The organism is Rhizobium laguerreae (assembly GCF_002008165.1).
Taxonomy (GTDB): domain Bacteria; phylum Pseudomonadota; class Alphaproteobacteria; order Rhizobiales; family Rhizobiaceae; genus Rhizobium; species Rhizobium laguerreae.
In genome coordinates, this window is sequence record NZ_MRDM01000029.1 from 400990 (window position 1) to 423935 (window position 22946).

A 22946-nucleotide genomic window follows, 5' to 3' on the forward strand; every position below is an offset into this window, starting at 1 on the left:
CCGAGTCTTGCCGATATCGGCCGCCGTCAGAATGTTTCGATCCGGGAGCTGATCCAGCGAACAAAGAGTGAGGCAGGCGGGGCGAGCCGGTCGAAACTGCGCGCGACCAGCCAGTAGGCGCCGTGGGCAACAGCAAGATCAGACAGACGAAGCAATCGGCCCGCCCTGATCTCTTCCTCGGCGAAGATATCGTCCATCAGCGCTATGCCTTGCCCGCGCAGGACCGCCTGCATGACCAGCCCGCCATCGGCATAGACCGGCCCGCGCGCGGTTTCCGGCATGGTCATGCCTGCCGCCTCGAACCAGCGGAACCACACGTCGCGGCTCTCCTCATACAACAGCGCATGGCGGAGCATGTCTTCCGGGCGGTCGATCGCAGGCCCTGCCTTGAGCAGCGCGGGTGCGGCGACCGGCACCATCCTGACATCGGCGAGATGCGCGCTCTCCGTCCTCGGCCAGGCGGTCACGCTGGCGCTGTGGCGGATGGCGATCTCGGCCTGCCCGCCCCGGAACTCGATCAGGCGAGAATCGGCGTCGATCGTCACGTCGATGTCGGGATGCCGTTCCCGAAACTCTGGCAGACGGGGAACGAGCCAGCACGCCGCGAAGGAAGGTTCCACGCTGATCGTCACCGCTGCCGTCGCCGGCCGGCTGCGGATTTCTTCCAGGCATTCGTCGATCCGGTCGAAGGACAATGTCAGGATCGCCAGCAGCCTGTTGCCCGAAGCGGTCAGATGGACGCCGCGTTGGCGGCGCTCGAAGAGCGCCTCGCCCAGCAACGTCTCCAGCTCGCGTATCTGCCGGCTGACCGCCGCCTGCGAGATGAACAGCTCCTGCGCCGCCAGCGTGAAGCTCTCGAGGCGGCCGGCGACCTCGAAACTCCGTAAAGCCGTCAACGGCAGGCGTCCGCGTTTCATCCATAACCTCAAGTCATTCGAGGTCGACGATAAGCTCGTTTGAAGGCGCAAGGCAAGAAGCCGCATATGATCGCGAAGGAGAGATATCGATGCGCAAGCGGATATTCGAGACCATATTGAACGTCATCCGGCTGGTGACGTTTCAGCCATGCCGAGTGAAAGACTAGGCGAGGGAATAAAGGCGCCGGCATCCGCATTCGCCATGACATCAGCCGGGCACCGACTCCAAATTGGAAGAACGGTCCATACGGCCCGGGACGATCGTCCGCGCGGTCCTTCTCAGTCGTCTCCTGCGATATCGATGTTCTGAGGGTACTGACACTTCAACGATACAGGCTTCAGACTGAACGGAAATGAGCAACTGAGCTGGATCCCGTCGACGCTGCGACTCAGATCAAGCCATTCGCCGCGGCGCTTGCAGATCTGCTCATCAATCAGACAACCTCGGCTCGTAGCTCAGGAGCGAAGGCCTTCTGAGGGGGCGACGCAATCTGACTGCCGTCGAGCTTTCGACCTGCGTTGGATTCAGAAGAACAGGCAAAAAGAAGCACGACTAAGCTTATTGAGTCCCTCCTCGGTTGGTCTCAGAATCCGATGCCACGCCCGCGGTTGACAGCCTGCTGACGCCGTTCCGAGATGATCTGCTCACTGCTCTCCATCCGGACAGCCTGCTGCAGGACTTTCAGCTTCTCCCGCATTGCCTCCAAGGCATTGTGCTGTGCTTGTGGCACGTGGTTGATGAGATCCTTTTCGCCGCGAATGATGGCATTGCGACCAAAGCGCTCGTCGAGCGCCCGGCTGACGGCGGCAAACTCCCGGCGAATGTCGGGATCGAGAAAAAAGGCCGATGCGCTCAGCTTGCGACCGTTGTTCTTCGCCTCTGCTGTCAGCCGCATAAGCGCCTCTTCCGCCGCCTTCGACAGGCCGGGAATGGCGACTGTCATGCGCCGTCGTTCTTCAGTAATAGCCTGGCGTTCGGCATCTAGCACATTGACGTAGGCTGAACCGAGCGCGCGCAGGCGGGCGGCAGCTTCAGGCACGGCCTGCACCGCCTCTTTCCGCTCCCGGCCGGAAGCCAGCATCCGGTCCATCAGACGATCGGAACCGCGTAACGCGCCGTAGGCGGCCGGATCGTTGGTCACCGCAGCGGCGATGCGGTCGCCTGCAAAGCCTTTCACAAGTAGTTCCTCGATCTTGTCGACGGCGCCGGCCGGATCGCGCCAGATCACTCGTGCCGCCTCAGCCAGCGCTGCGCGCTGCTGGCGATAGAGAGGAGCTGACAGCACCCGCGAGCGCGCCTCCTCGTCGACAGGGGTCTTGAACTCGGTGACAGCGGCAAGCATGGGCAGCACGGCGGCATTCTCCTTGTCTGTCCCCATGCCCTGATCGGCACTCGCCGCCGCGACGATCTTCGAGCGGTTCCGCCGCTCGGCGAGATGCTGCTCGTCGGCAAAGCGCTTCACGGCCTCGAACAGCCGGGCCAGCTTCTCGCCTCTGATGCTCGCGGGGTCTTCCGGCATACGCTCGATCACGTTGCGTTCGGCAACCGCATCGGATTTGGATGTGAAGGCGCTCCAGCCGAAGCGGGCCGTGAGCGCCTCGCTGACCGCCTTGACTTCCTGCACGAGCGAGCGGTCTTCTGTGGCGTGCGCGAAGGCGGTCTTGTAGGCGTCGTCACCACCCCGCCTGCGCACCGCCTCGATCTCGACGAGACGTGCCATCGCCGCCGTCGAGAGCGCCGGGATCGGCAGGGACATATGAGCGCGGCGCTGTTGCTCATGCAAACCAAACCGTTCAGCATTCCGGCGGAACTCGGTGGCATGGGCGCGGGCCAACGGTATCAATTCCAGCAATGCCGCAGTCGCGATGCTGCGCTCGTCGCGTGCCGCACGACCGTCGACGATCAGATCGGAACCACGCAGGCGGCCGAGCCGATCGGGTGTCGCGGCAAGATCGTCGGCAAGCCTGCGGGGTTCGATGCTTGCATCCGATGAAAGCGCGTTCAGGGCGACAAGTGCTGCATCCGGGTCACGATAGATCTTCTCCAATAGCGGCCGCAGAATTGTTTCCCGCTCCGTCCAGGCCGGCGACGAAAGCTGTGCCAGCCGCGCATCCTCGGCGACGGTTCTGGCGAATCCCGTGGTGGGCGCGATCAGATACCGCACACGGCCAGTGTCTGCATCCGAGACAGTTTGCGTTTCAATGCGCGCCTCATTGTAGGAAACACGCCGTTCCCGCTCGATTGCGAAACCGAGCGCCACGCTGGCCCGCTCCCAGAGCTCAGCCACCTGCTCTCTCTTTTCCGCAATCCACGCCCACTGCCGCGAAACCTCCTCCTCCATGCCGGCGGCAGCTTGAGAAAGAGTGTCGAGCCCACGACGCCGGGCGAAGTCGTCGGCATGGGCGCGATAACCGGCCTCGCTCTCAAAATCGAGCGTCGTCGTCTTGGCACCGGAGCGCGACAGGCGCTCGACGAGTTGCTTGAACACATCCGGCCGATTTTGCAGGCGAGCTTCGGCGGTTTCGATCCGCTTGGCGGTCCAGACGTTGCGGTCGACCTCACGTTCCTCGTAACGCTTCTGCCCAGTTTGCTCATCGACGATCGGAACCTGAACCTTGACCTTCTCGACACCGTCCTTGCGCAGGGTGACCGTGTCGCCTTCGGAGACACCGCCCTCTTCGAGCGCCTTCGGCAGGCTCACACCCCAGAGACGATGGACGCTTCCGTCATCCGTCTTCACGTCGGCATAAGGACTGTCGTCGGCATCCTCGTCATTCGGCCGGAACTTGGCTTGTCCGGTTTCCACGAGCTCACCGGTCACACCGGCGGCATGATCGACATGCGGCTTCCTCCCCCATTCCGGCTTTGCTTCAAAATCTTCCTTCGCCGCATAGAGATCAGCGCGGTCGCGATGTCGGGTCATCGACACATAGGTCAGATGCTGGTCCATCATTCCGGTGGCGAGCACGAAGGTTCGCTCGACGGTGGCACCTTGTGATTTGTGGATGGTCGCAGCGTAGCCATGATCGACATTGCGGTAGCTGTCCTCACTGATGACGACATCGCGGCCATTGTCGAGACGCACCGTAAGCAAGGTATCACCGCGTTTGTCGCCGGTGGAAACGACCGTGCCGAGCATGCCGTTCTTCACATATTGCGGGCCGAGACGGGGCGCACGTGGCTCGAGGAAGCGGGCATTCTCCAGGAAGATGATGCGGTCGCCGGCGGCGAATTCCCGCGCCCCACGTTCGGTCTGGAATGCGCGGCTCTCACCTAGCGCGCCCTCTCCCGTCATGACCGATCGCAGCGCGTCGTTCAGGCGCTTCACGTCTGCATTGGTGTGGGCAAGCACGAGAAGCGCGTCGCCGCGAATGCGAGATGTGTTTGGGCCTTCGGCAGATTCCCGAACGAGCGCGCGACGGGCATCCGTCCAATCGGAAACGATGCGCCCGATGGCTTCGTCCCGTGTCCCAGCCTCGATGAGATGACCCTGCTGCGCATAGGCATCGAGACCTTTCTCCGTCTCGCCGCGCGCAAAAAGCCGCGATGCCTCGCGCGCCCACTCTTCGCGCTGACGGCGCACGCCGGCGAGTTCGGCAAAACCGATCCGTTCGGTGATCGCCCGGAATGCCGCACCCGCTTGGATCGGCTGGAGCTGCATCGCGTCGCCGACCAGAACGACTTTCGCCCCTGCTTGTTCCACGAGCTTCAGCACGCGGGCCATCTGCTGCGACGACACCATGCCGGCCTCGTCGATGACAAGCACATCACCACGATGGAGCGTCTCGTGTCCATTGGCCCAGATGAGTTCCCAGGAGGTGAGTGTTCGCGACCTGATGCCGGAGCTGTCTTCCAGTCCCTCCGCAGCCTTCCCCGCAAGGGCCGCGCCGATGACCCTGCGGCCACCGCTCTCCCAAGCGACGCGTGCCGCGGCAAGCAGTGTCGACTTGCCGGCACCGGCAAGGCCGACCACGGCCGCGATGCCGCTGTCACCGGTGACATGACTGACCGCGTTGACCTGTTCTGCATCGAGCCGAAAGGACCTTTCCGGATCTCGGGTCTCGACATTCCTGATCGCAGCCGCAACCGCCCGATCGGAAACGGCGAAACCGCGGCGTTCCGACAAGACCTGCGCCGACCGCGCCATGTCATATTCGATGCGCAGGATCTCGCGCGTGGTGAAGACGGCGGGTTCGCTCGCCTTGCCCGTTTCGGCATCGACCTGTTGCGGCTTCAGCATGATGAGATCGTCAGACGCCATCAGCCGCGCGCGGATATTGGCGAAGTCGGCGGGATCGTCGACGGTGCGATGCAGCGCCTTGGCGATATCGCGCTCATCGAAGGTCGAACGTTCATTGCCGAGCTGCTTCAGCAACAGCGCAGGATCGGCAAGCAGCCGGTCGGCCATCTCCTGCCGGCGGGCAAGATCGGCTGGCGCGAAATACAACTCGGCACCCCGGCGGGAAAGAGCTGCCTTTTCCGGCCCGAGATGTCTTTGGGCGATGCCATCGAGACCCTGTTCGGCATAGGAGCGGCCGTCGATCCGGATCTCATGGCCTGCAAGCGCCAGGTGCCGGTTGGCCGTTTCCGCCCAGGCGATCTTCCAGGCCTTCATGGTTTCCTTGTCGCCAGCCCAGAGCTTGTAGACGATCCTGCCCTTTGGGCGGTCCGGCGTGACGACGCGCAACGGCGCGCCGTCTTCACCGGTGACTGCCACCTTCTTGCGTCCAAACCCCTCCTGCGTCAGCGGTCTTAGCGCCGTCATCAGATGGATATGCGGATTGCCGTCCTTGTCGTGATAGACCCAGTCCGCGACCATGCCCTTCGAGGTGAGATTGTCGCGCACGAACTCACGCACCAGCGCGATATTCTCGGCCCGCGTCAGTTCCTCCGGCAAGGCGATGATCAGCTCACGCGCCAGCTGCGCGTCCGCCCGTTTCTCGAAAGCATCGACCGCATTCCACAGCGCCTCGCTCGCCGCTGCAACGGTGCGGCCATCGATTGCCGTGCGCAGCCATTCCGGTGTCTGCGTCGGCAGAGCCAGCTCCTCATGCACCAGTTCGGCCCTCCCGCCTCGATAGCTGAAGGACGTACCGGCCTGTTCGTCCATCATCCGGGCGCGGTGGCGATAGGCCGCGGCCGAGACGATGCTGCGCCCCACCCCTCTGCTGATCACCTGCGCTCTGACGAACATAATCGCCACCGCCGTCTCCAGACCTTTCAAGCACGTCGCGACAGCGACGTATATTGCGCCCTCAAACCGATCGGACCGCAGGGCCGATGCCGCGTTTGCCGCCGCACACTAGTTTATTTAACTGATTTTTTCCAGGTAGTATATTCACCGGAAGCGTTCATCCCAACGAAAGGAACGTTGGACGGCGAGGTCTTTCCGGCTGGGTGAAGACTTCTCATCCCGTCCAAGCTGGACAGCCGAACACTTCGCGGAAGAGTGCGGACGTCAACACTCCCGACTGCTCATCGCGCCGGATGACCACCTAGTCAAGCAGGATCATGTGTCGGTCGCTACGCACAGGCGGACTACGATCGACACATGGAGATACCAACGGGTTTACGTTGGTATACCGCAAACTAGCTGGATCGACCATCCAGCACACCCCGCTGCACAAGGAGGGGACGCGACCGTTTCCGGCGTCAGCCGGCGGGGAGTGTCGAGGGGTGAAACCCTTGATAGCCTGGCGGCCGGTCGATCCGGCCGGCCAGGCTCACGAACACGGGATAAGCCTCCGTCAGAACGGAGGCTCAGCCTCGATGCGGCCTTCCTGCTCGGCCCAGATCACCTCGCGTTCGGCCAGAGCCAGTTCGAGTTCGTTCTCGATCTGGCGACGCTCGGTTGGATCAGCGTTTCGCAGCTCGGCCTGCAGCAGCACGATGACTTCGTCGATGCAAGTGGTCATTGTCGTCTCCTTGACGTTTGTGAAAGACGACGCCCGCGGTCATGGAGGGATGCAGGGGTCAAGGATTGCGAAGCAATCGGCGGAGCCGGCGAGTGGGGGAGCCGATTTTGTCGAAGTGGAGGGGGACCCGGAGCGCAGACAAAATTGGGGGCACCGCTCGTCCTTGAGGCCTTCATGCCGCCATGGCACCCTTGGACGGACTGAGCAGACCCTCCCTCTCGTATGGCACCGGAAAAGCCGGCAAGGGGCTCGATGCCCCTCGCCGGCTCGAATAACAACAAGGCTCGCGGCAGAGACATTCCGGAAGTCGGCCTCGATCGCTCGAGGCCGACGGTCTGTCGTTCAGTTCGGGTTGTTCCAGAGGATGACCTTGCGGTTCGGCTCGCCGCCGGGAGCGGGGGCGAGGTTGCCGAAGATCACGCCGATTTCCGGAGCCTCCAGCTTCACCGAGAGGTATTCCTCGCCAGTCAGGCGGGCGATGCGGTTCCAGCCCGCGCCGATCTCGAAGCCGGTCTTGCGGTGGATGATACGGTAGTCGGGAGCTTCCTCGCTCACCTTGTTGGCATTCGGGACGATGGCGATCGGGGCGTTGACCCGGATGGTGGCGAAAATGCCTTCGAGGGTGCCATCGCTCTTTGCGGTGAGGATTGCGATCGTGGTAGCCATGGTGGTGTCTCCTTCGGTTGCTCGGGACCATTCCCGATGGCGCCCGAAGAAGGGGCCGAGCCGCAGGCGTCACCGGAGCGCCGCGCAGGGGAACCCCTTGCGGGTTGACGCTGATGGCGGCCGGCCTCTTAAAAGGCGACATGGAGAACGGGTATGGTCTTGAATGGCAGCCGTCAGCGGAGACAACAATCCATGCTATCCGATTGCTGCCTCGCGGACGGGCCCTGCCCCGGATGTCTTACACAGCGACAGGTCCTCCTTCCGCATATCTGCGCCGGGCAGCAAGCCATCTTGCACGCCACAGCGGGTTGCGATCCGGCAGGACGGCGGGAAACTTGGGGCGGCGGGAGGCGGGCTGGTAGGTGTTGAGCGAAGACCAGACGCCGAGCCGCCGTCCGTTGAGGCATCCAACCAGGATGCTAGGCATCAAGCGAACGAAGGACGATGCAACAGGGCTGAGCCGTTCGAAGCTGTCTGCGACGAGGCCGTAGGGTAAGCGATTCTTCGACGCGACCCTAGGAACATCCCGCTCCGAAGCACGGTTAGCAAACATCCAGGCAGCGGCGGTAAAAGGTGCTGGGCTTGATTGATGACACCATAAAAAAACGAGGACGGAGGTTCCGGTAGGTCGGCTCAAAGCTGAGCGGGAAGGCAACCGCCGGTCATGCTTTCCTGCGGTAGATGCGCCAATTCGTCGTCTCCCGCACCTCATTGTAATGGCGGGCGATAATAGTGAGCAAAAAAGTCGCGCATGCCATTCGCCGTCCAGATTTCGATGGGCCATTTGGGATCGAGGATCAGGTCGACGTCGGCAAACATCTCCTCCGCGGGTGGATGATATTCGGGACCGAGCGTCCGTCCCCAGTGGTACCAGACGCTGTCGCCAACGGGCGGCGGGAGCGCCAGGCCGGCCGAGAAGGGGTTGACGAAATCCAGCACGGCGACAGTCGCTTGGCGAGCGCCCAACTGGCACAGCACGTCCGACGCCTCAGCCAGAGTGCGATTATACTGTACAAAGTAGTCGTACTGACCAGCACTCCATGTCTCGACAAGCCGAATTCTGGAAAATTAACGGGCATGAATGGCGACAGCCGCGGAATTGCTTATCGCCGCCGGCACAAGCAGAAATGCCAGCAGTAGCGGCAAGACGAGGCGAGCCTTCGGGTGCAGTCGGGAAAGCTTGGCCTTCAAAAGAGATTGAGTGATGACAGCAGCGCTCGGCCCCAGCGTCAGGATGCGCGCACGTTGAAAATTTTGTTCAATGAGCAGCACCCCGGTTACGCCGCAAAAAACTATAAACAAGATTGCGGTAGCTTGGTGCGAGGACAAGAAAGATACCAGCGACAAGTGCGTAGACAGAAAGGTCAGCGAGATTATTCAGCAAGACGTGCCCCAGAGCGTCGAGCGTCGCGAGGCCGCCGCTATTCTCGCCTGCAACGCGCAGATCCGCGAGATAGTTGAGGCCACCGCGCCAGAGAAGTTCGATGGCAAGGACGCTGCTCGCGATTATCCCGAGCGCCAGCGCCGTCCAGCCGATTTGACGTCGGTCGGTCGCCAGGAAGACCAGAAATGCAAGCTCTACGACGCCGTAGGTGATCTTTGTGTAGACCATGAGCAATACGAGGAAGCTTGCACATGCGGCATCCACGGCCTTGCTCCCAGCGCTGAATAGGCGGGGCAGGTACATGACCAAAAGGAGACCGAGCGAAGCCCAGCCCAGTCGATTGTAGAACATAGCAAATGTGAGATCGCCTATCCGTTCTCCCGGATTGGCAGGAGCCGCGACGAGCAAAAGCAGAAAAGCTGCCAAGGGCAAGCCGAGCGCCTTTTGCATGCGGCTGCCGGGGATCTCCGCGGCAACGGCTGCGAACAGCAGGATGACTATGACCATTCCCACTGGCATCGCGCCGCCCATACTTCCCGAAAGGCCATAGCCGGCAGCGGGAATATACAAGGTGAGCGCGCCAAGCGACGTATGGAAAATCAACGTTCGGAACTTGTCCCGACCAGATGCGATGCGCACCGTCGAGGAAAACATATAGATCGTTGACGTATTTGCTGGTGATCGTCTGGTTGGGCAGAGCGAGAATAGCTGAAAGTACCAGAGCAAATGAGGCGATGGGGGTCCACCAGAGGTATTGGCGGCCCGCCCGTGGCGATGCGCCTTCCTGCTCCGGCATCGACCTCACTGCCTGCGTCACCGCGCCTCGCTTTCCAACGCGGCCTGTGGTCGCTGGTAGATCGTCCATTCCGGCGTTTTCTGCACCATGTCGAAATTCTTCGAAATGAATGGGCCATACAGCTCCTGTAACGGCAGGCTATTGATGCCAGTCTTCGGCACCATCACAATCTTCACGTCGGCGAACAGTGCTTCTGGTGGGATGTAAGCCTTCTCATTGATGTTGCGGTTCCAGTGGAACCACGCAGTGTCACCTGTGGGAGGACGTATTCCGAGCCCCGCGGAAAAGGGGTTGACGAAATCGAGCACGAATACCCGTTCGAGCGGAATCGGCAGGGCCTGAAGTAGAGCACCCCCACTTTCGATACTATCGAGGTAGCGCTGAATGAAATCAGGCTCGCCACCGGGCGGGTCGATTTCCCGGACGTCTTCAAAAAGCGGAGGGCCAAGGGGCTTGCCCACATTCTCCGCCGCAAGTGCCGTGTGGAGAGCGATCGCCTCTCCGTGGTGGACGATGGGCGGCAACAGAAAGAAGATTAGAAGCAGCGGCAGTGCAGCTGCAAGACGAGCAGGCCTCTCCATTTGCGCGCTTTGGTCGCCAGATTGAAAACGCCGTGCCTTTTCCGCCAGGACGGCCGCTCCGCAATAGAGAGTGATGATACCCCAGCTGTGGGCGTTCTGGTTGATGATTGCCAATCCTGCACCCACGCAGAAGCCACTGTAGAGGAGGTCTCGAAGGCTGCGGATGTGCCAGAAGGCAACCAGCGCAAACACCGTGAAAACCACCAGATCCGACAAATTCTCACGGACATTTTTCAGTATGCTGCGGACGTCATGATCACCGCTGACCCGTGCGGCGGCCCGCAGATCCTCTATATGCTGAAGCGTGCCGCGCCAGAAGAACTCGATGACGATCATTGCCAGTGCGGTCAGGAGCAGACTGACCAGGATCCAGGAACGTTGCTGCCGGTCCAACAACAGGAAGATCAGAAAGGCCACGCCGCAGAGTCCGTAGGTCGCCTTCGTGTAGAATTGGACAAGTAGAAGAAAGGCCGTCGCGAGACTGTCTGCAACGTCGTTGCGCGCGGCTTCGGATCTCGGCGTCAGGTACATCACCAGGATGAGCCCGAGAGCGACCCAGCCGATGCGATTGTAGAACATCGCAAAAGAAAGAAGCCGGACCGGACTTCCGAGATTGATCGGGACAGCGAGAATAAGAATCAGGAATATGCCCAAGGCGATGGCTGAGGGTGAGCTGAGGCGCGAAAGAAGGATACGGATCATCGCAGGCATGAACGCAACGGTCAGGAGCGCCATTCCCATCGGTATCGCGGCGCCGAAATTTCCGGACAGGAGGTATCCCAAGGCAGGGATATAGAAGACCAACGGTCCGAGCGCCGTATGAAAATCACGGTTTGGCACCTGCCCGACAGCGATACGATGCGCTCCATCAATGAATATCAAAACATCGTTGATGAAAGCGGTGTTGATGGTCCGTCCAGGAAGGGCAAGCATGGCGGCACAAATTGCCGCGACCACCAGGAGCGCAACTTGTGCGGAAAAAAGGCGGCGCATCATCTAGACCCCGTCCTTCCCGAGGGCAGGCCTTGATCCGCATCGGCGCCCGGAAAAAGCGGATCAAGAAAAAGCGGATCAACAAGATGGAACATGTGGACGACGAAGCGGCCAGGGCAATCTCTATCTTCTATTCCCCAGGGTTCGATCACAGCCGCAACCTCTTGAAGATCGGTTCCGGGATGCCTCGGATTATCGCCATGAGCGGATACCAAATCCGCCTGACATAGACGACGTCCCCTCCCTTGCTGCCATCGGCAACGCCGAAGATCCTTTGAGCGACCTCTGCAGGCTCGGCCGTAAGCATGGGTGGAAGCTTCATTCCATCAGTCATCCGCGTTCGCACAAAACCCGGTTTAATGGTGAGGACGCGTACCCCGGCTGTGGATAGTCTGTTCCTGAGACCGGACAAGAACGCCGTCAGGCCAGCTTTCGCGGCGCCATACACATAGTTTGATCCTCTCCCGCGGTCGCCGGCGACCGAACTTATGCCGACGATGGTGCCGGACCCGCGCGCGGCAAAGCGGCTAGCCAGGAGGCCGAGCATCAAAGCCGGTCCTTCGAAGTTTGTCCGCATCACCATGGCGGCGTGTTCGAGTTCCCTTTCGGCGCGGGCCTGCTCGCCGAGTTCGCCGACGACGCAAATGGCCGTGTCAGGCAATGGCGACACGGTGCTCAGGAACTCTTCGAAGCGGCCGGTATCAAGAATATCCAGTTCATGGGCGGCGACGACGGCGCCGGTGCGCGTGACGATGTCATCGGCTTCACGTTGGACAAGCTCACGCCTGCGTCCGACCAAATGAATGTCCCAGCCCGCCTCGGCATAGACCAGGGCAGTCGCACGACCAATATCCGACGTCGCCCCAATCAGGAGCAGTGTCTTGCCGATGGCTTTCATATGCCAAGCCTTTTTCCCAGCTGGGAACTAAAGTGACGGTCGGCCCCCGTTGTTCGTCGCACCTCTTTGAACGCCTGCAGTCGGGGGTAACCGGCTTCGAATGTGTGACGGGATTGCCTCGCATCCTTGGCGAGATAGAGCCGCCCTCCCGCCGCGACAACCAGCTTGTCAATTTCGTCTAACAGCTGGAACACGTCGGGCGCGACCGGCAGGTCGAGTGCGAGGGTATAACCTGGCGCCGGAAATGACAGAAGGCCTGCGCCACCCCTCAGCCTTTTCAGAACGGCCAGGAATGAGGCTTTCCCAGAAAGAGCGAAACGATCGATCATACTGCTCAGAACCGCAAGTGCGTTTTCGTCAGGCACCACGCATTGATGCTGCAGGAAGCCGCGCTTGCCGTACAGGCGGTTCCATTCGAGAAGACCGTCAAGCGGGAAGAAGTAGCTGTCCCAGTGGACCAAAGAGACTCGGGCTGCTTTCCGGGCACCCGCCCGATAATAAAGATCGTTGAATGCGGAAACACTCCTTCTGTTGAGCGCCCAACCAGGCAGGTCGACCGGCAGTGAAAAACGGGCTGCCTTGAAGGGAGGCAATGGCGCTGCTTTTGGCATTTGAGCGATGTCGCTCGGGCTGGCGTGCTCGCCGACAAAGATCAGCGAGCGGCCGAGCGAAGCGCCCCGCGAAAGGCAATCAATCCAGGCGACGGAATAGGTCGCGTCGTCTGTTTGCTTCAAGGCTTTCAGCGTATCGCCGAGATTTTCTGTCGCGACCGTCTTTTGAACAATCCAGCCGGTACTGATGGGCCTCAGCGTAAAGGTCGCTTCAGCGATGATGCCCGTCAGGCCCATACCCCCGAGCGTTGCGAAAAAAAGCTCTGAATTCTGGGTTCTGCTGCAGGTAATGATCTCACCGCTGGCGATAACCAGCTTGATTTCGCGAACGTGTTCGCCGAACCCACCGTCGCGATGATGGTTCTTCCCGTGCACATCGGATGCGATCATTCCTCCAACTGTGACGAACTTCGTTCCTGGGACTACCGGGGGGAAATAGCCCCGGGGGATGAACGACCTGAGAATGTCCGACAGCATGACGCCACCTTCGACGGTCAGCGACGCGTTCACCTCGTCGAAGCTTTTCATCCGGTTCAATGCACCGCAGGTCAAAGTGAGATGCTCACCGATCGCGGCATCGCCATACGAGCGGCCGTTGCCGCGAGCAATCAGACCCGCGCGCGATGACACCGTTCCAGGCAGCGCTTCCGGCAGCCTGCAATCAAGCACTTCACCATCATGGCGTGGATAACGTCCCCATCCCTCCATCAGTCTGTCACGCCCCTTCCAACTTGAACACGAATTTTCGGTCGAGCGCGAATTTTGAGATGTAGCCGATCGCCAGACCGATCGCCCCGCCCGCATACTTCGCTAGATCCGTTCTCCAGACTGTCCAGAAGACAATTTCGAATCCCCAGAATATGATCGTCGTCACGACGCTGAACAGGCCGTAAAGGACGATCTTGAGCAATTCGTCGCCGTGCGACTCGTATCGGTCAAAGAAGATCCACCTTTTGTCGAGGAAGTACTTAAGCCCGAACCCGGCGGCAGTGCCCGCGAGCATTGACGGCACGAGGCTTTGCGACGGGTAGATCTTCACGACAGCCGCCTGAACCGCAAAATTTGCTAAAGTCGAGAGGATCGCGAACACGACATAGCGAACTGCGATGCGGGTCGGGATCCCTTCACCCCCATAATGGGAACGCATCTCGCTCACCTCACAGTGCGGCGACAACAAAGGCGCTGGCAACGCCCAGAGTCGCAAGGCTCACCTTGTCCTTGATCGCAAATACGACCGGATCGTCATGCATCAGTCCCCTATGGGCGAGCAACAGGATGCGGGCAATCCAGCAAGCCAGGATTGGTCCCGCCAGCCATAAAATTCCCGGCCGGGTGTAGAGATCCTGCACGCTGTCGCTTGCAGCGTAGAGCGCATACAATGTGAGCGCGTTCATTCCGGCCCCGGCCGCCAATGCGCCGATCATGCCGACGTCTCCATTCTTGTAATCGCGGCTCTTCGAGTCGGGTAGGTTCGCGGCTCGGCGCGAAATGAGCTCAGTGTATCGCTTGACGAGCGCGAGCGAGAGGAACCAACTCATCATGAAGGCAAGCAGCCAAGGAGAAGGCCAAACCGAGATCGCCGCCGACCCTCCTACCACTCGTGTGGTGTAAAGAGCTGCAAGGGTCACGACATCGAGGATCATCTTCCGCTTCAGAAAGAACGAATAGGCGGTGGTCAACGCAAAGTATCCGGCGAGCACCAAAATGAAGGCGGGTGTAATCGTCAGGGCGACCATAAACGACAGCAGAAGGAGAACGGGGATTGCCATGAGCGCGTGTGAGAGCGGGATATCGCCGCACCCCAGCGGCCTGCGGCATTTGCTGCGATGACCGCGATCGTCTTGAAGGTCGACCAGGTCATTCAGCACATAGACGCTCGACGCGCAAAGCGAGAAGGCGACTAAAGCCAGAGCGGAATTGGCAAGACTATGGACGTCGAAGAGTTGATTTGTCAGCAACGGGATAAAGACGAGCCCGTTCTTGACGTATTGATGCACCCGCAGCAACCGCGCCCAAGTCCGCCAGGTCGGTTTGTCGTGCGCAAGATGTTCAACATTGTCGCATTGGCGCGACAGTTGCCTCGCTACCCTGGCCGGCGTCCGAATAGCGTATGATTTTCCGGCGTGGCGCCATACAGGCAGATCTGCGGCGTTGTTGCCGGCATAGTCGAAACCGCCATGGCCAAAGGCCGAAACGAGCTTTTCCGCCTTCACCTCGGCGGCGCAGTTTGTCGTCTCGTCCGTTGCAAACCAGCCGTTGAAGACCCCTAGATGGTCGGAAACGCGCGAGACAAGGCGCTCGTGAGTCGCGGATGCGAGATAGACCTGACGTCCCTCTTCCCGCGCCGTATGGATCAAGTTCAGAACCTCGGGATCAAAGGGCAGGATAGCCGGATCGAAATCCGCGGGTGTGGAAAGACGGTGCTTGAGGCATGCCTTTCCCCTGCACGTTGCGAGGACAAGGTCAACGATGGAAAAGGGGCGGCGCCTGAGTTCAGAAAAGGCGGCCTCAATCAGCAGGTCGGATCGAACCAAGGTGCCATCGAGATCGATGACCAGCGGCCGCGACGAATCCGAACTTTGTGGTGTCGACGAGCCACCGAGCGTTGATATCGTTCGACGAGGTGAAATCCAGTCGTCCTCCTGACCCGTCGGTAGAAAATCTCTTCGAAGCTCAAACTCCTGGCGCAATTCGCTCAAAGGATTTCCCTTTATACTTGAGGTATGTGGAAATCCCCGAACAACGGCCAAGCCGCTTAGTTCCATAGCCCAGTCGCTTGCGTCTGACTCTTTGCTCGACCTTCACCTCTAAGTTTAGACAGGCAGCGGATACCCTTGCGCACGGAACGGATGATCAGTGATCTATCCGGCACCTCCTCGTTGCCGGGGCGTAGGCTGGTTGCACTGAGCGATGTACCCCACCGGACGGAGTTTCGACTGCCGGAACAAACCCCTGATGTATCGGTTGGGTGCCCCATACGCAAAGACCGGTTGAACGAAGCGATGAACTTGGCACTTGTTTTTGGGACATTGACACTGACTTGCTGGATGGTCGGCGGGGCTATTGCCGTCATAGGAAATGCAGAGCATTGCCATCCCCACCGTCAGCAGATCAGCGAGTTCGTCTCGCTCGGCTTGAACATCCTTGGACTCGTCTGCGCAATCCTGATGGGAGCCGTTCTGGTCGCGCAGTAGTGCCGACAAGGTTGAACGGTCTTTAGTTACTAGAAGCTCCGCTTGGCGCGGCTTGCTTTGCCTATCGCCTCTGTCGTCGTGGCGCTCCCATGCAGAATTTGTCCCATAGCGAATCCCTCCTAGCCTGTGAGAAGATTGCACCATCAAAATCCGGGATCAAACGTCTAGCTTGTCAGCTGTAAATCCAGCTGGCGATCGCCACTGCCAGCGCAACAAGAGCCAGTGTGGCGATGAAGATGCGTAAAGGGTTAGAGCGCGTCGTCTGGGGCATGGTCCCTGCACTCCCGGGTTCACGCATGGCGACATCGTAGTTGCGTTGGCGATCGGCCGCTCCCCTGCTCTGGGTATGCAGCGCCGTCTCGATCTCTTCGTGGCTCATCGGCTGACCTGCGGCCTCAGCATCTGTTTCCAGTGGCGCGGCTGCAGGGTCAAATCCCGATCTGATGTCTCCGCTGTCTCCTGATTGGATTCGACCGCGCACTTCGGCAGCGGTCTTGCCATCCTTCTTGATCATCGCGGTTCTCCTATTTCGCTTGGAGATGATGCCGCACCGTCGCCCCCGCTCAACCACCACATTGAGATCGAGCCCGCGGTGATGATGAGGCCGATGACGATGACGGCGCCCACGTAGGACGAAAGCAACCACGGGGATAAGCCTTGGTCCATTGTCGATCCTCCTCCTGCCTTGTAAGCCTTCAAAAGCTTCCGCACCGCGATGCCGCCCGGCTGCCAACCCTGAGGGACAGAGATAACAGCACTCCCATTGATGATGGGCACCGTTGGTTCATGTAACGCTGGGTCCTCAGCCGTTCCTATGCTTTTCCACCAGCATCTGGGCCGGTTGCCTCGGGATAGACCAGCGGCAATACGGCCTTTGCCGTGCAGATGCCGCTAACATTCAAGCTCAGCAAAGGTTCCACGGTATCGAGTCGCCGAAGGCCAAATCGGCTGTTGCAGGCCACCGTCGGGTCGACTCCGCGACGGGGCGAGGCACATCGATTCCAATTCGGGGCTCGCATGCGTTGGTTTCTCGGCGCTCCTTCGGGTGGTATCACCGTTCCTCATGCGCGAAGATTGCCCCTTCGCCTCGGGCAACTAACGCCTCATCAGTCGTTCTTGCGTTCGCGCAGCCGATTGTGAATGGCGACGGCCGCGATTTCGCCTTGCGCCATCGACACACCGAGTTGGTTCAGACCTGTGACAACATCGCCAACCGCGTAGATCCCCTGGATGTTTGTTTCCTGATGTGAACCAACTTTGATCCGCCGATCCCTATCGAGTGCAACAGCCAGTCGCTCAGCGAGCTGCGAGTGGGGCCGAACCCCCAACGCGGAATAGAGCACGACCTTTTCGAGCGCAGTCGGTGCTTCAAGGACGAGGTCGACCGTTCCGTGCTCGGAACGCAAGCATCGCACCAAGCGCTCGCACCGTACGGTGACTCGGTCGTCGATAAGCCGATCCATCGTTTCGGCTGTGACGTCCAAGGTATTCCCGAGGGTCGCAATGGCGATGTCGGTTGTGAATGATTTTAAGAAGCGCGCTTCGGAAGCGGCCCGCTCCGTTGCGCCGATCACCACTGCCGGTCCTCCCGCAATTTCATAACCGTCACAGATCGGGCAGAAGCGGAGGTGGCCAGAGCGGACGAGATCATAGGCTCCATCTATGGGTGGGAATATGTCCCCAAGACCCGTTGCCAGCACGATGTTTTCCGCCCAGATCCGACCGCCGGTGAATTCAACCAAAAAGTAACGAGCTTCACATCGCCTCAGCCGCCTAACGGTGCCAATCACAGTGTCGACGGCGAAGTTCTGCAACTGCATGCTCATGCGCCGCAATAATTCGGTTCCCTCGATGCCTTCAGGGAAGGCTGGATGGTTGCGTGAGCGAGGGATGAGCAGTGCGCGGCTGTGGCCAGAGTCGACCACAGCGATCTTGCGGTTCAGCCGCGCCAGATAGATAGCAGCCGTCATGCCTCCAGGGCCCGCGCCTACCACTACGGCGTCGAGAATCCGCAATTCCGTCGTCATCGCTTCGGTCCCTCGATCAAATGGGGCTTCCCACGCTCGCGACGTTCGATCTTGTCGAATTTCCGCGGAACCGATCATCGCTAACCCTGATCACGCTCTTACAGCATGCGACCACTTGGTCTCTCAGGTTTGTCTGCGTCTTTGAGATGGATTAGTTCGGACCGGGCCCGCCTCTTCCACTCTTCCTTGGCACCGCCATGCTGTCGACGCCGGATGCCGGCCCACCTCCTGGCGAGGTTCCGCCCCCTTGCAGGCCGCTCGCCGACCCAGTCGAGCCGGTTTTTCCATCGTCGCCTTCACCAGCTGCCGCGTTCTCTGCATCAATCTCGCGGGTAGCCTGCTCCCAATTACGTTCCTGATTACCCTCGCCTCCTCCTTCGCGCTCCCAGATCTGATGGGCGCGTTCGCGGATTCTGTTTTCTCGATCCCGATCTTCCATAACGCTTCTCCTTTGCACCGGCGGAAGCCGATGGCCTCGCCGCTAACTCGTCGTCCTCAGCGAAGTTCCCGGCATCCAGGCGCCGTAGACACGCAGGAGAAGCCGAGCGGCGGGGTCGATGCCGAAAAGGCCAGTAAAGACGAGTCGCTCTTTTCACGCGCAACGACCGTTTCGGTGTTCGTTGAAGCTGAAGGTGGATCGCGCGGAAGGCGCTTGGCATGGGCGTGATCTTTACCCCACAGTTCCGATCCTGAGGCCCTATCAAGCTCAAGGGAACATTCGGCCACTTAAGCCCGCGCGTCGGCTCCGTTCTTCAGACTGCTGCTGGTTTCAGATCCACAAGCGCCTTGATCGGCAGATGGTCGGACGCGACGCGGGCGAGCGGCGTATCATGCGCTTCCACTTCGGATATGATGCCTTTGCGGTTGGCGATGATGCGATCCAGCGCCAGAATGGGCAGGCCGGCGGGAAAGCTTGGCACGGCGCGCGGCAGCTCGCCGAAGGCGGATTGGAAGGTGTTGAGCGAGGAGCGGTCGCCGAGCCGCCATTCGTTGAGGTCGCCGAGCAGGATGGTCGGCATCTCGTGCCTGTCGTTGATGAGCTCGACCAGGGTGCGGGCCTGCTGGGCTCTGTTATGGCGCAGCAGGCCGAAATGCGCGGCGATGATGCGCAGCACCCCGCCCTCTTCGAGTTCGATCTCGGCGACAATCGCGCCGCGCGGCTCGAGACCCGGCAGTTTGACCTGATGCACGTCATGCACCAGCCCTCTCTTGAAGAGCACGACATTGCCATGCCAGCCATGCGCCTTCGCCATACCGGCAATTGGCACCGGAATGAGGCCCGTCTCCCGCTCCAGCCGGCCGAGGTCGAGAATGCCGGTGCGCTCGCCGAAACGCGTATCGGCCTCCTGCAGCGCAATCAGGTCGGCGCCGATTTCGTGAATCACCCGGCTGGTGCGCTCCGGATCGAAACGCCGGTCGGTGCCGACGCACTTGTGCACGTTGTAGGAGGCGATCAGCGTGCCGGCGCTACGCGGCCTTGCCTCCATATGCGCCGCGTCGAGCCGCTTTTTCCTGCTCCTGATCGAGGCGAGAATACTGGCGGGAAGACTGTCTTTCCTGGCGTGCATAGGGCGGCGCACTTGTTCCGTTGATCAAAAGGGCTACTCATTCGGCAGTATAGGCAGCCGGGCAGAACTTGCCATGTCAGAATGCAAAAAATTCGTCAGAGATAGGGCGAGCCCAGCCACAGCACCTTCTCGAGCAGGCGCACCGCGAAGGGCCGCGCGCGCAGCCCGTCGAGCGTCACCGGCGTCGCTGATTTCAGGGTTTCCTCGATATGCTCGTCGATCTCGGCGGCAAAGCCCTCATTCAGCACTTCGAGGTCGACCTCGAAATTCAGCCTCAGCGAACGCGGATCGAGATTGGAAGAGCCGACATAGGCCCAGGTGCCGTCGATCGTCAGCAGCTTCGAATGGCTGAAGCTGCCGGTGGAGCGCCAGATGCGGCAGTAGTTCTTGAGGATTTGGTCGAATTGCGCCGTCATCGCCCGGTCGACCAGCACGAGGTTGTTGACCGCGGGCACGACGATATCGACTTCAACGCCGCGCCGCGCCGCCGTCACCAGGGCGCTGATCAGTTCACGGTCCGGCAGGAAATAGGGTGACATGATGCGGATCGATTGGCGCGCCACGGAAAAGGCGCCCATCAGCATTTTGTGGTTGGTCTCGACGCTGCGGTCCGGGCCGGAGGCGACGACGCGCATCAGGATGGGGTCGCCGGGGCTGCGCTCTGGCAGTTCGATGCGCCAGGGCTCGTCGTTCAACAACTCCTGCGTTGAGAAGCGCCAGTCCTCGGCGGCGAGGTCGAAAAGATCGGCCACGACAGGGCCGGTGACGCTGAAATGCGTGTCGTGGGCAAAGCTCTCGCCTGTTGCCTCCTCGCTGAAGCCCGCCCTGATGTTCATTCCGCCCGTTAGCGCGATTTTCCCATCGACGATCAGAATCTTGCGGTGGGTGCGCAGGTTGGCATAGGGCAGCCGCAGCCCCATGATGACGTTGCCGTTGAAGACGGCGACGGTGACGCCGCTCTCACGGAGATGGCCAAGAATGCTCGGCACCGAATAACGCGCGCCAACCGCGTCGATCAGCACCCGGACCTCCACACCACGCCTGACCGCCGCAATCAGCGCATCGGCGATGCGAAGGCCGACCGCATCGCGGTCGAAGATATAGGTTTCGAGCAGGATGCTGCGCGTCGCCTCGTCGATGCTTGATTTCATCGCCGCATAGGCCTCGTCGCCGGTCTCCAGCATGTCGATCGTATTGCCTGAAGTCAGCGGATTGCGCGTTACCCGGTCGCCGAGTGTCTGCAGCGCCGCAAAGCGGCGACCGAACTGGCTGATCACCGTCTCGGCCTCGGCGTCGAAGGTCTCCAACTCGTCGAATTCGGCCGCAAGCAGCAGCGCGTCACGGCGGACGCTTAGCGACTTGCGACGGATACGGTTGATGCCGGCAATCGCATAGAGCACCGCGCCGATGATCGGAGACAGGATGATGACGCCGACCCAGCCGATCGCGGCACGCACCTCCTCCTTGGTCATGGCGGCATGGATCGCCGCCGCGGCCCCCATGGCGATCGAGACGACAAAGAGGATATGCGGCCAGTAGGTCGACAGGAGATAGAACATCGCTGGCGAATATAGCCGCGAAACGGCGGCGTTCAATCGCGCCGTCGCTCTCCCATGACGCGAAATTTTTCACCGTGATCATTTTGCCGACCCGGCGCCGTCCGTTTCAGCAGGGAACAATCCCTGCGCGGATCGATTGATCCCGAGGAGGTGAGGATCGCCATCATGAACATCGCCGCAAACATCGGTCCCGCATTGGCGCTCGAAGTCGCGGATGCCGAAAGCATTGCCGAACTCCGGCATCAGGCCGATGGCTGTACCCGTTGTGATCTTTACAGGAATGCCACGCAAATCGTCTTCGGCGAAGGCTCTGTGAAAGCCGAGATCGTCCTTGTCGGCGAGCAGCCGGGCGATCAGGAGGATCTGACCGGCAGGCCTTTTGTCGGTCCCGCCGGTCGGCTGCTCGATCGATGCTTGGAAGAGGCCGGTCTCGACCGCCAGCGCTGCTATGTCACCAATGCCGTTAAGCACTTCAAGTTCACGCCGCGCGGCAAACGGCGGCTGCATGCAAAACCGAATGCCGGCGAGATCAGGCGGTGCGCCTGGTGGCTCGGCGCCGAGCTCAACATCCTGCAGCCGAAGCTCGTCGTGACGCTCGGCGCAAGCGCGCTTTATGCGCTGCTCGGTCCGAAGGTGAAGCTGACGCCGGAGCGCGGCCATATCCTGCATCCGGAAAACCGTCCGCCTGTCCTGGTCACCATCCACCCTTCCTATCTCTTGCGCATTCGCGACGAGGCAGAGCAGCGCCGGCAACGCCGGGATTTCGTCTCAGATCTGCACAAGGCGGTGGAGTTTCGGTCCCAGTGAAGGCCGATTCTCAACCCTAATATGCTGCGATGCGAAATATTTCCGGTTGCGGCGCGATTTCGCTTGAAAGAGCTCCCCTCCTCTGGAACCATCCAAGCAGTATCGCGTTCGAACGACGGCATCATGTGACTGGAGATCAGCGATGGCAGAAACTCGGGAAGAGTGGATCAAAAAACGTGCATACACCCTCTGGGAAGAAGAGGGTTATCCGACAGGGCGAGAGTCGATCCATTGGGAACAGGCACGACACGAGCGCGACGCGCTCGAGGGCTCGGCTGCGTCTTCCAACGGCAAGGAAGCCAAGCCCAAGACGAAGCGCACTGCGACAGGCGGCAAGACGAATGGCGTGGTCACGCCGGCGCCGAAGCGCACCGCGAGCCGCAAGACCGCGTCCTGAACACTAGAATACTGAGCATCTCAATTAAAAAGGGCGTCGCCTCGACGCCCTTGATCCTTTTTTGTCATATGCCTGAATTGGTTGTGCGATATTGAATTGCAGGGATGGGGGCTTCCATGCGGGGGTGAACAGAGGCCGGATGACGCTGCAAGCTTTGAGGCTTCCCAAAAAAGTTGAGCCCTGCCCGAATAATCGGGAACAAGAGCATCCCATGGCTGTTTATGGCGAAACCGGGGAAGTTGCCATGAACGACGGCCGTATCGAAATCCTCTCAATCCCGCTCTTCGCCGCCAGTGGCCGCGTTTCAACCGCGATCGTGTGAGGGGATGGAGATGTCGCTCCTCGTCATCGCCGCACTGCTCTACCTCGGTCTCGCGCTCGGGTTCATCCTTGTCATCGACAATCTCGTCGGACTGGTTTTTCGCGATTCGCGCGCGCCGGTTCAGCTGGTCTCCGTCTATATCGGCCGCGCCTTTGCCGCCTCGCAGAAACTCTACCGAAAATAACAGCCCACAGGCGCCGTCCGCAGACTGCTAAAACTGTTGAACACCCGGCAGTTAAGGATATTTCGACCGCGCCCTTTCCCTCCCATCGGAAGCCTCTATGTTGACGGTTTGGAAGGGCTGAACCCC

General features: G+C 60.5%; 22 protein-coding genes. 5 read left to right on the forward strand and 17 right to left on the reverse strand.

Translation table 11 applies throughout. The features are described 5' to 3' along the window. Positions 1-26 precede the first annotated feature (26 nt). The 12 genes from BS630_RS29230 to BS630_RS29270 all read right to left on the reverse strand — a co-directional run bounded on the left by BS630_RS29230 (position 27) and on the right by BS630_RS29270 (position 15461). A complete protein-coding gene (locus BS630_RS29230) occupies positions 27-917 on the reverse strand; it encodes a LysR substrate-binding domain-containing protein (RefSeq protein WP_077980177.1) in 891 nt (296 codons plus the stop codon). 584 nt (positions 918-1501) lie between these two features. Continuing rightward, positions 1502-6121 carry a Ti-type conjugative transfer relaxase TraA gene (gene traA / locus BS630_RS29235; RefSeq protein ID WP_077980178.1) on the reverse strand — a complete coding sequence of 1540 codons (4620 nt, stop codon included), beginning with the start codon at positions 6119-6121 and terminating at the stop codon, positions 1502-1504. A gap of 544 nt (positions 6122-6665) precedes the next feature. Continuing rightward, the gene (locus BS630_RS37500; protein ID WP_165504247.1) at positions 6666-6833 is read right to left on the reverse strand and encodes a hypothetical protein; all 168 of its coding nucleotides are present in this window, start codon (positions 6831-6833) and stop codon (positions 6666-6668) included. 342 nt (positions 6834-7175) lie between these two features. Continuing rightward, entirely contained in the window at positions 7176-7499 is a 324-nt protein-coding gene (locus BS630_RS29240; protein ID WP_077980179.1) for a DUF736 domain-containing protein, read from the reverse strand. Positions 7500-8207: 708 nt separating this feature from the next. Beyond that, on the reverse strand, positions 8208-8477 hold the full coding sequence (locus BS630_RS38220) for a hypothetical protein (RefSeq protein WP_245310520.1): 270 nt from the start codon (positions 8475-8477) through the stop codon (positions 8208-8210). 90 nt (positions 8478-8567) lie between these two features. After that, the gene (locus BS630_RS38225; protein WP_245310521.1) at positions 8568-8771 is read right to left on the reverse strand and encodes a hypothetical protein; all 204 of its coding nucleotides are present in this window, start codon (positions 8769-8771) and stop codon (positions 8568-8570) included. Beyond that, positions 8758-9537, reverse strand: a complete 780-nt coding sequence (locus tag BS630_RS38230) for a hypothetical protein (protein WP_245310522.1) — start codon at positions 9535-9537, stop codon at positions 8758-8760. The genes BS630_RS38225 and BS630_RS38230 overlap by 14 nt, the downstream gene beginning before the upstream one ends. Before the next feature lie 159 nt (positions 9538-9696). After that, positions 9697-11256, reverse strand: a complete 1560-nt coding sequence (locus BS630_RS29250; RefSeq protein WP_077980180.1) for a hypothetical protein — start codon at positions 11254-11256, stop codon at positions 9697-9699. 145 nt (positions 11257-11401) lie between these two features. Continuing rightward, positions 11402-12151, reverse strand: coding sequence for an SDR family oxidoreductase (locus tag BS630_RS29255; protein WP_077980181.1), 750 nt, complete (start codon positions 12149-12151; stop codon positions 11402-11404). Beyond that, positions 12148-13470, reverse strand: coding sequence for an FAD-binding oxidoreductase (locus BS630_RS29260; RefSeq protein ID WP_077980182.1), 1323 nt, complete (start codon positions 13468-13470; stop codon positions 12148-12150). Before BS630_RS29260 ends, BS630_RS29255 begins: the two co-directional genes overlap by 4 nt. A gap of 7 nt (positions 13471-13477) precedes the next feature. Then, positions 13478-13909: a GtrA family protein gene (locus BS630_RS29265; protein ID WP_025397419.1), complete on the reverse strand. Its 432-nt coding sequence runs from the start codon at positions 13907-13909 to the stop codon at positions 13478-13480. Between the two features lie 10 nt (positions 13910-13919). After that, positions 13920-15461 carry a UbiA family prenyltransferase gene (locus BS630_RS29270; protein ID WP_077980183.1) on the reverse strand — a complete coding sequence of 514 codons (1542 nt, stop codon included), beginning with the start codon at positions 15459-15461 and terminating at the stop codon, positions 13920-13922. A gap of 291 nt (positions 15462-15752) precedes the next feature. On the opposite strand from BS630_RS29270, the gene BS630_RS29275 reads away from it, so the two are divergent. Next, positions 15753-15956 (forward strand): hypothetical protein, encoded by a 204-nt coding sequence (locus BS630_RS29275; RefSeq protein ID WP_025397417.1) that lies wholly within the window; start codon positions 15753-15755, stop codon positions 15954-15956. 172 nt (positions 15957-16128) lie between these two features. On the opposite strand, the gene BS630_RS29280 is transcribed toward BS630_RS29275, so the two are convergent. The 5 genes from BS630_RS29280 to BS630_RS29305 form a co-directional block, all read right to left on the reverse strand. After that, positions 16129-16470 (reverse strand): hypothetical protein, encoded by a 342-nt coding sequence (locus BS630_RS29280; RefSeq protein ID WP_077980185.1) that lies wholly within the window; start codon positions 16468-16470, stop codon positions 16129-16131. Positions 16471-17062: 592 nt separating this feature from the next. Beyond that, positions 17063-17983, reverse strand: a complete 921-nt coding sequence (locus BS630_RS29290; RefSeq protein ID WP_077980187.1) for an NAD(P)/FAD-dependent oxidoreductase — start codon at positions 17981-17983, stop codon at positions 17063-17065. Between the two features lie 151 nt (positions 17984-18134). Beyond that, positions 18135-18422, reverse strand: coding sequence for a DUF2934 domain-containing protein (locus tag BS630_RS38460; RefSeq protein WP_077980188.1), 288 nt, complete (start codon positions 18420-18422; stop codon positions 18135-18137). 313 nt (positions 18423-18735) lie between these two features. Then, entirely contained in the window at positions 18736-19551 is an 816-nt protein-coding gene (locus tag BS630_RS29300; protein WP_077980189.1) for an endonuclease/exonuclease/phosphatase family protein, read from the reverse strand. Positions 19552-19646: 95 nt separating this feature from the next. Then, the gene (locus BS630_RS29305) at positions 19647-21110 is read right to left on the reverse strand and encodes a phospholipase D-like domain-containing protein (protein ID WP_077980276.1); all 1464 of its coding nucleotides are present in this window, start codon (positions 21108-21110) and stop codon (positions 19647-19649) included. 165 nt (positions 21111-21275) lie between these two features. On the opposite strand from BS630_RS29305, the gene BS630_RS29310 reads away from it, so the two are divergent. From BS630_RS29310 to BS630_RS37505, 4 genes are all read left to right on the forward strand, one after another. Beyond that, the gene (locus BS630_RS29310; RefSeq protein ID WP_077980190.1) at positions 21276-21917 is read left to right on the forward strand and encodes a UdgX family uracil-DNA binding protein; all 642 of its coding nucleotides are present in this window, start codon (positions 21276-21278) and stop codon (positions 21915-21917) included. A 142-nt stretch (positions 21918-22059) separates the two neighbouring features. Further along, a complete protein-coding gene (locus tag BS630_RS29315; protein ID WP_072641816.1) occupies positions 22060-22314 on the forward strand; it encodes a DUF2934 domain-containing protein in 255 nt (84 codons plus the stop codon). Between the two features lie 139 nt (positions 22315-22453). Then, positions 22454-22636 carry a hypothetical protein gene (locus BS630_RS29320; protein WP_020052618.1) on the forward strand — a complete coding sequence of 61 codons (183 nt, stop codon included), beginning with the start codon at positions 22454-22456 and terminating at the stop codon, positions 22634-22636. Positions 22637-22646: 10 nt separating this feature from the next. Further along, positions 22647-22820 (forward strand): hypothetical protein, encoded by a 174-nt coding sequence (locus tag BS630_RS37505; RefSeq protein ID WP_165503844.1) that lies wholly within the window; start codon positions 22647-22649, stop codon positions 22818-22820. Positions 22821-22946: the final 126 nt, after the last annotated feature.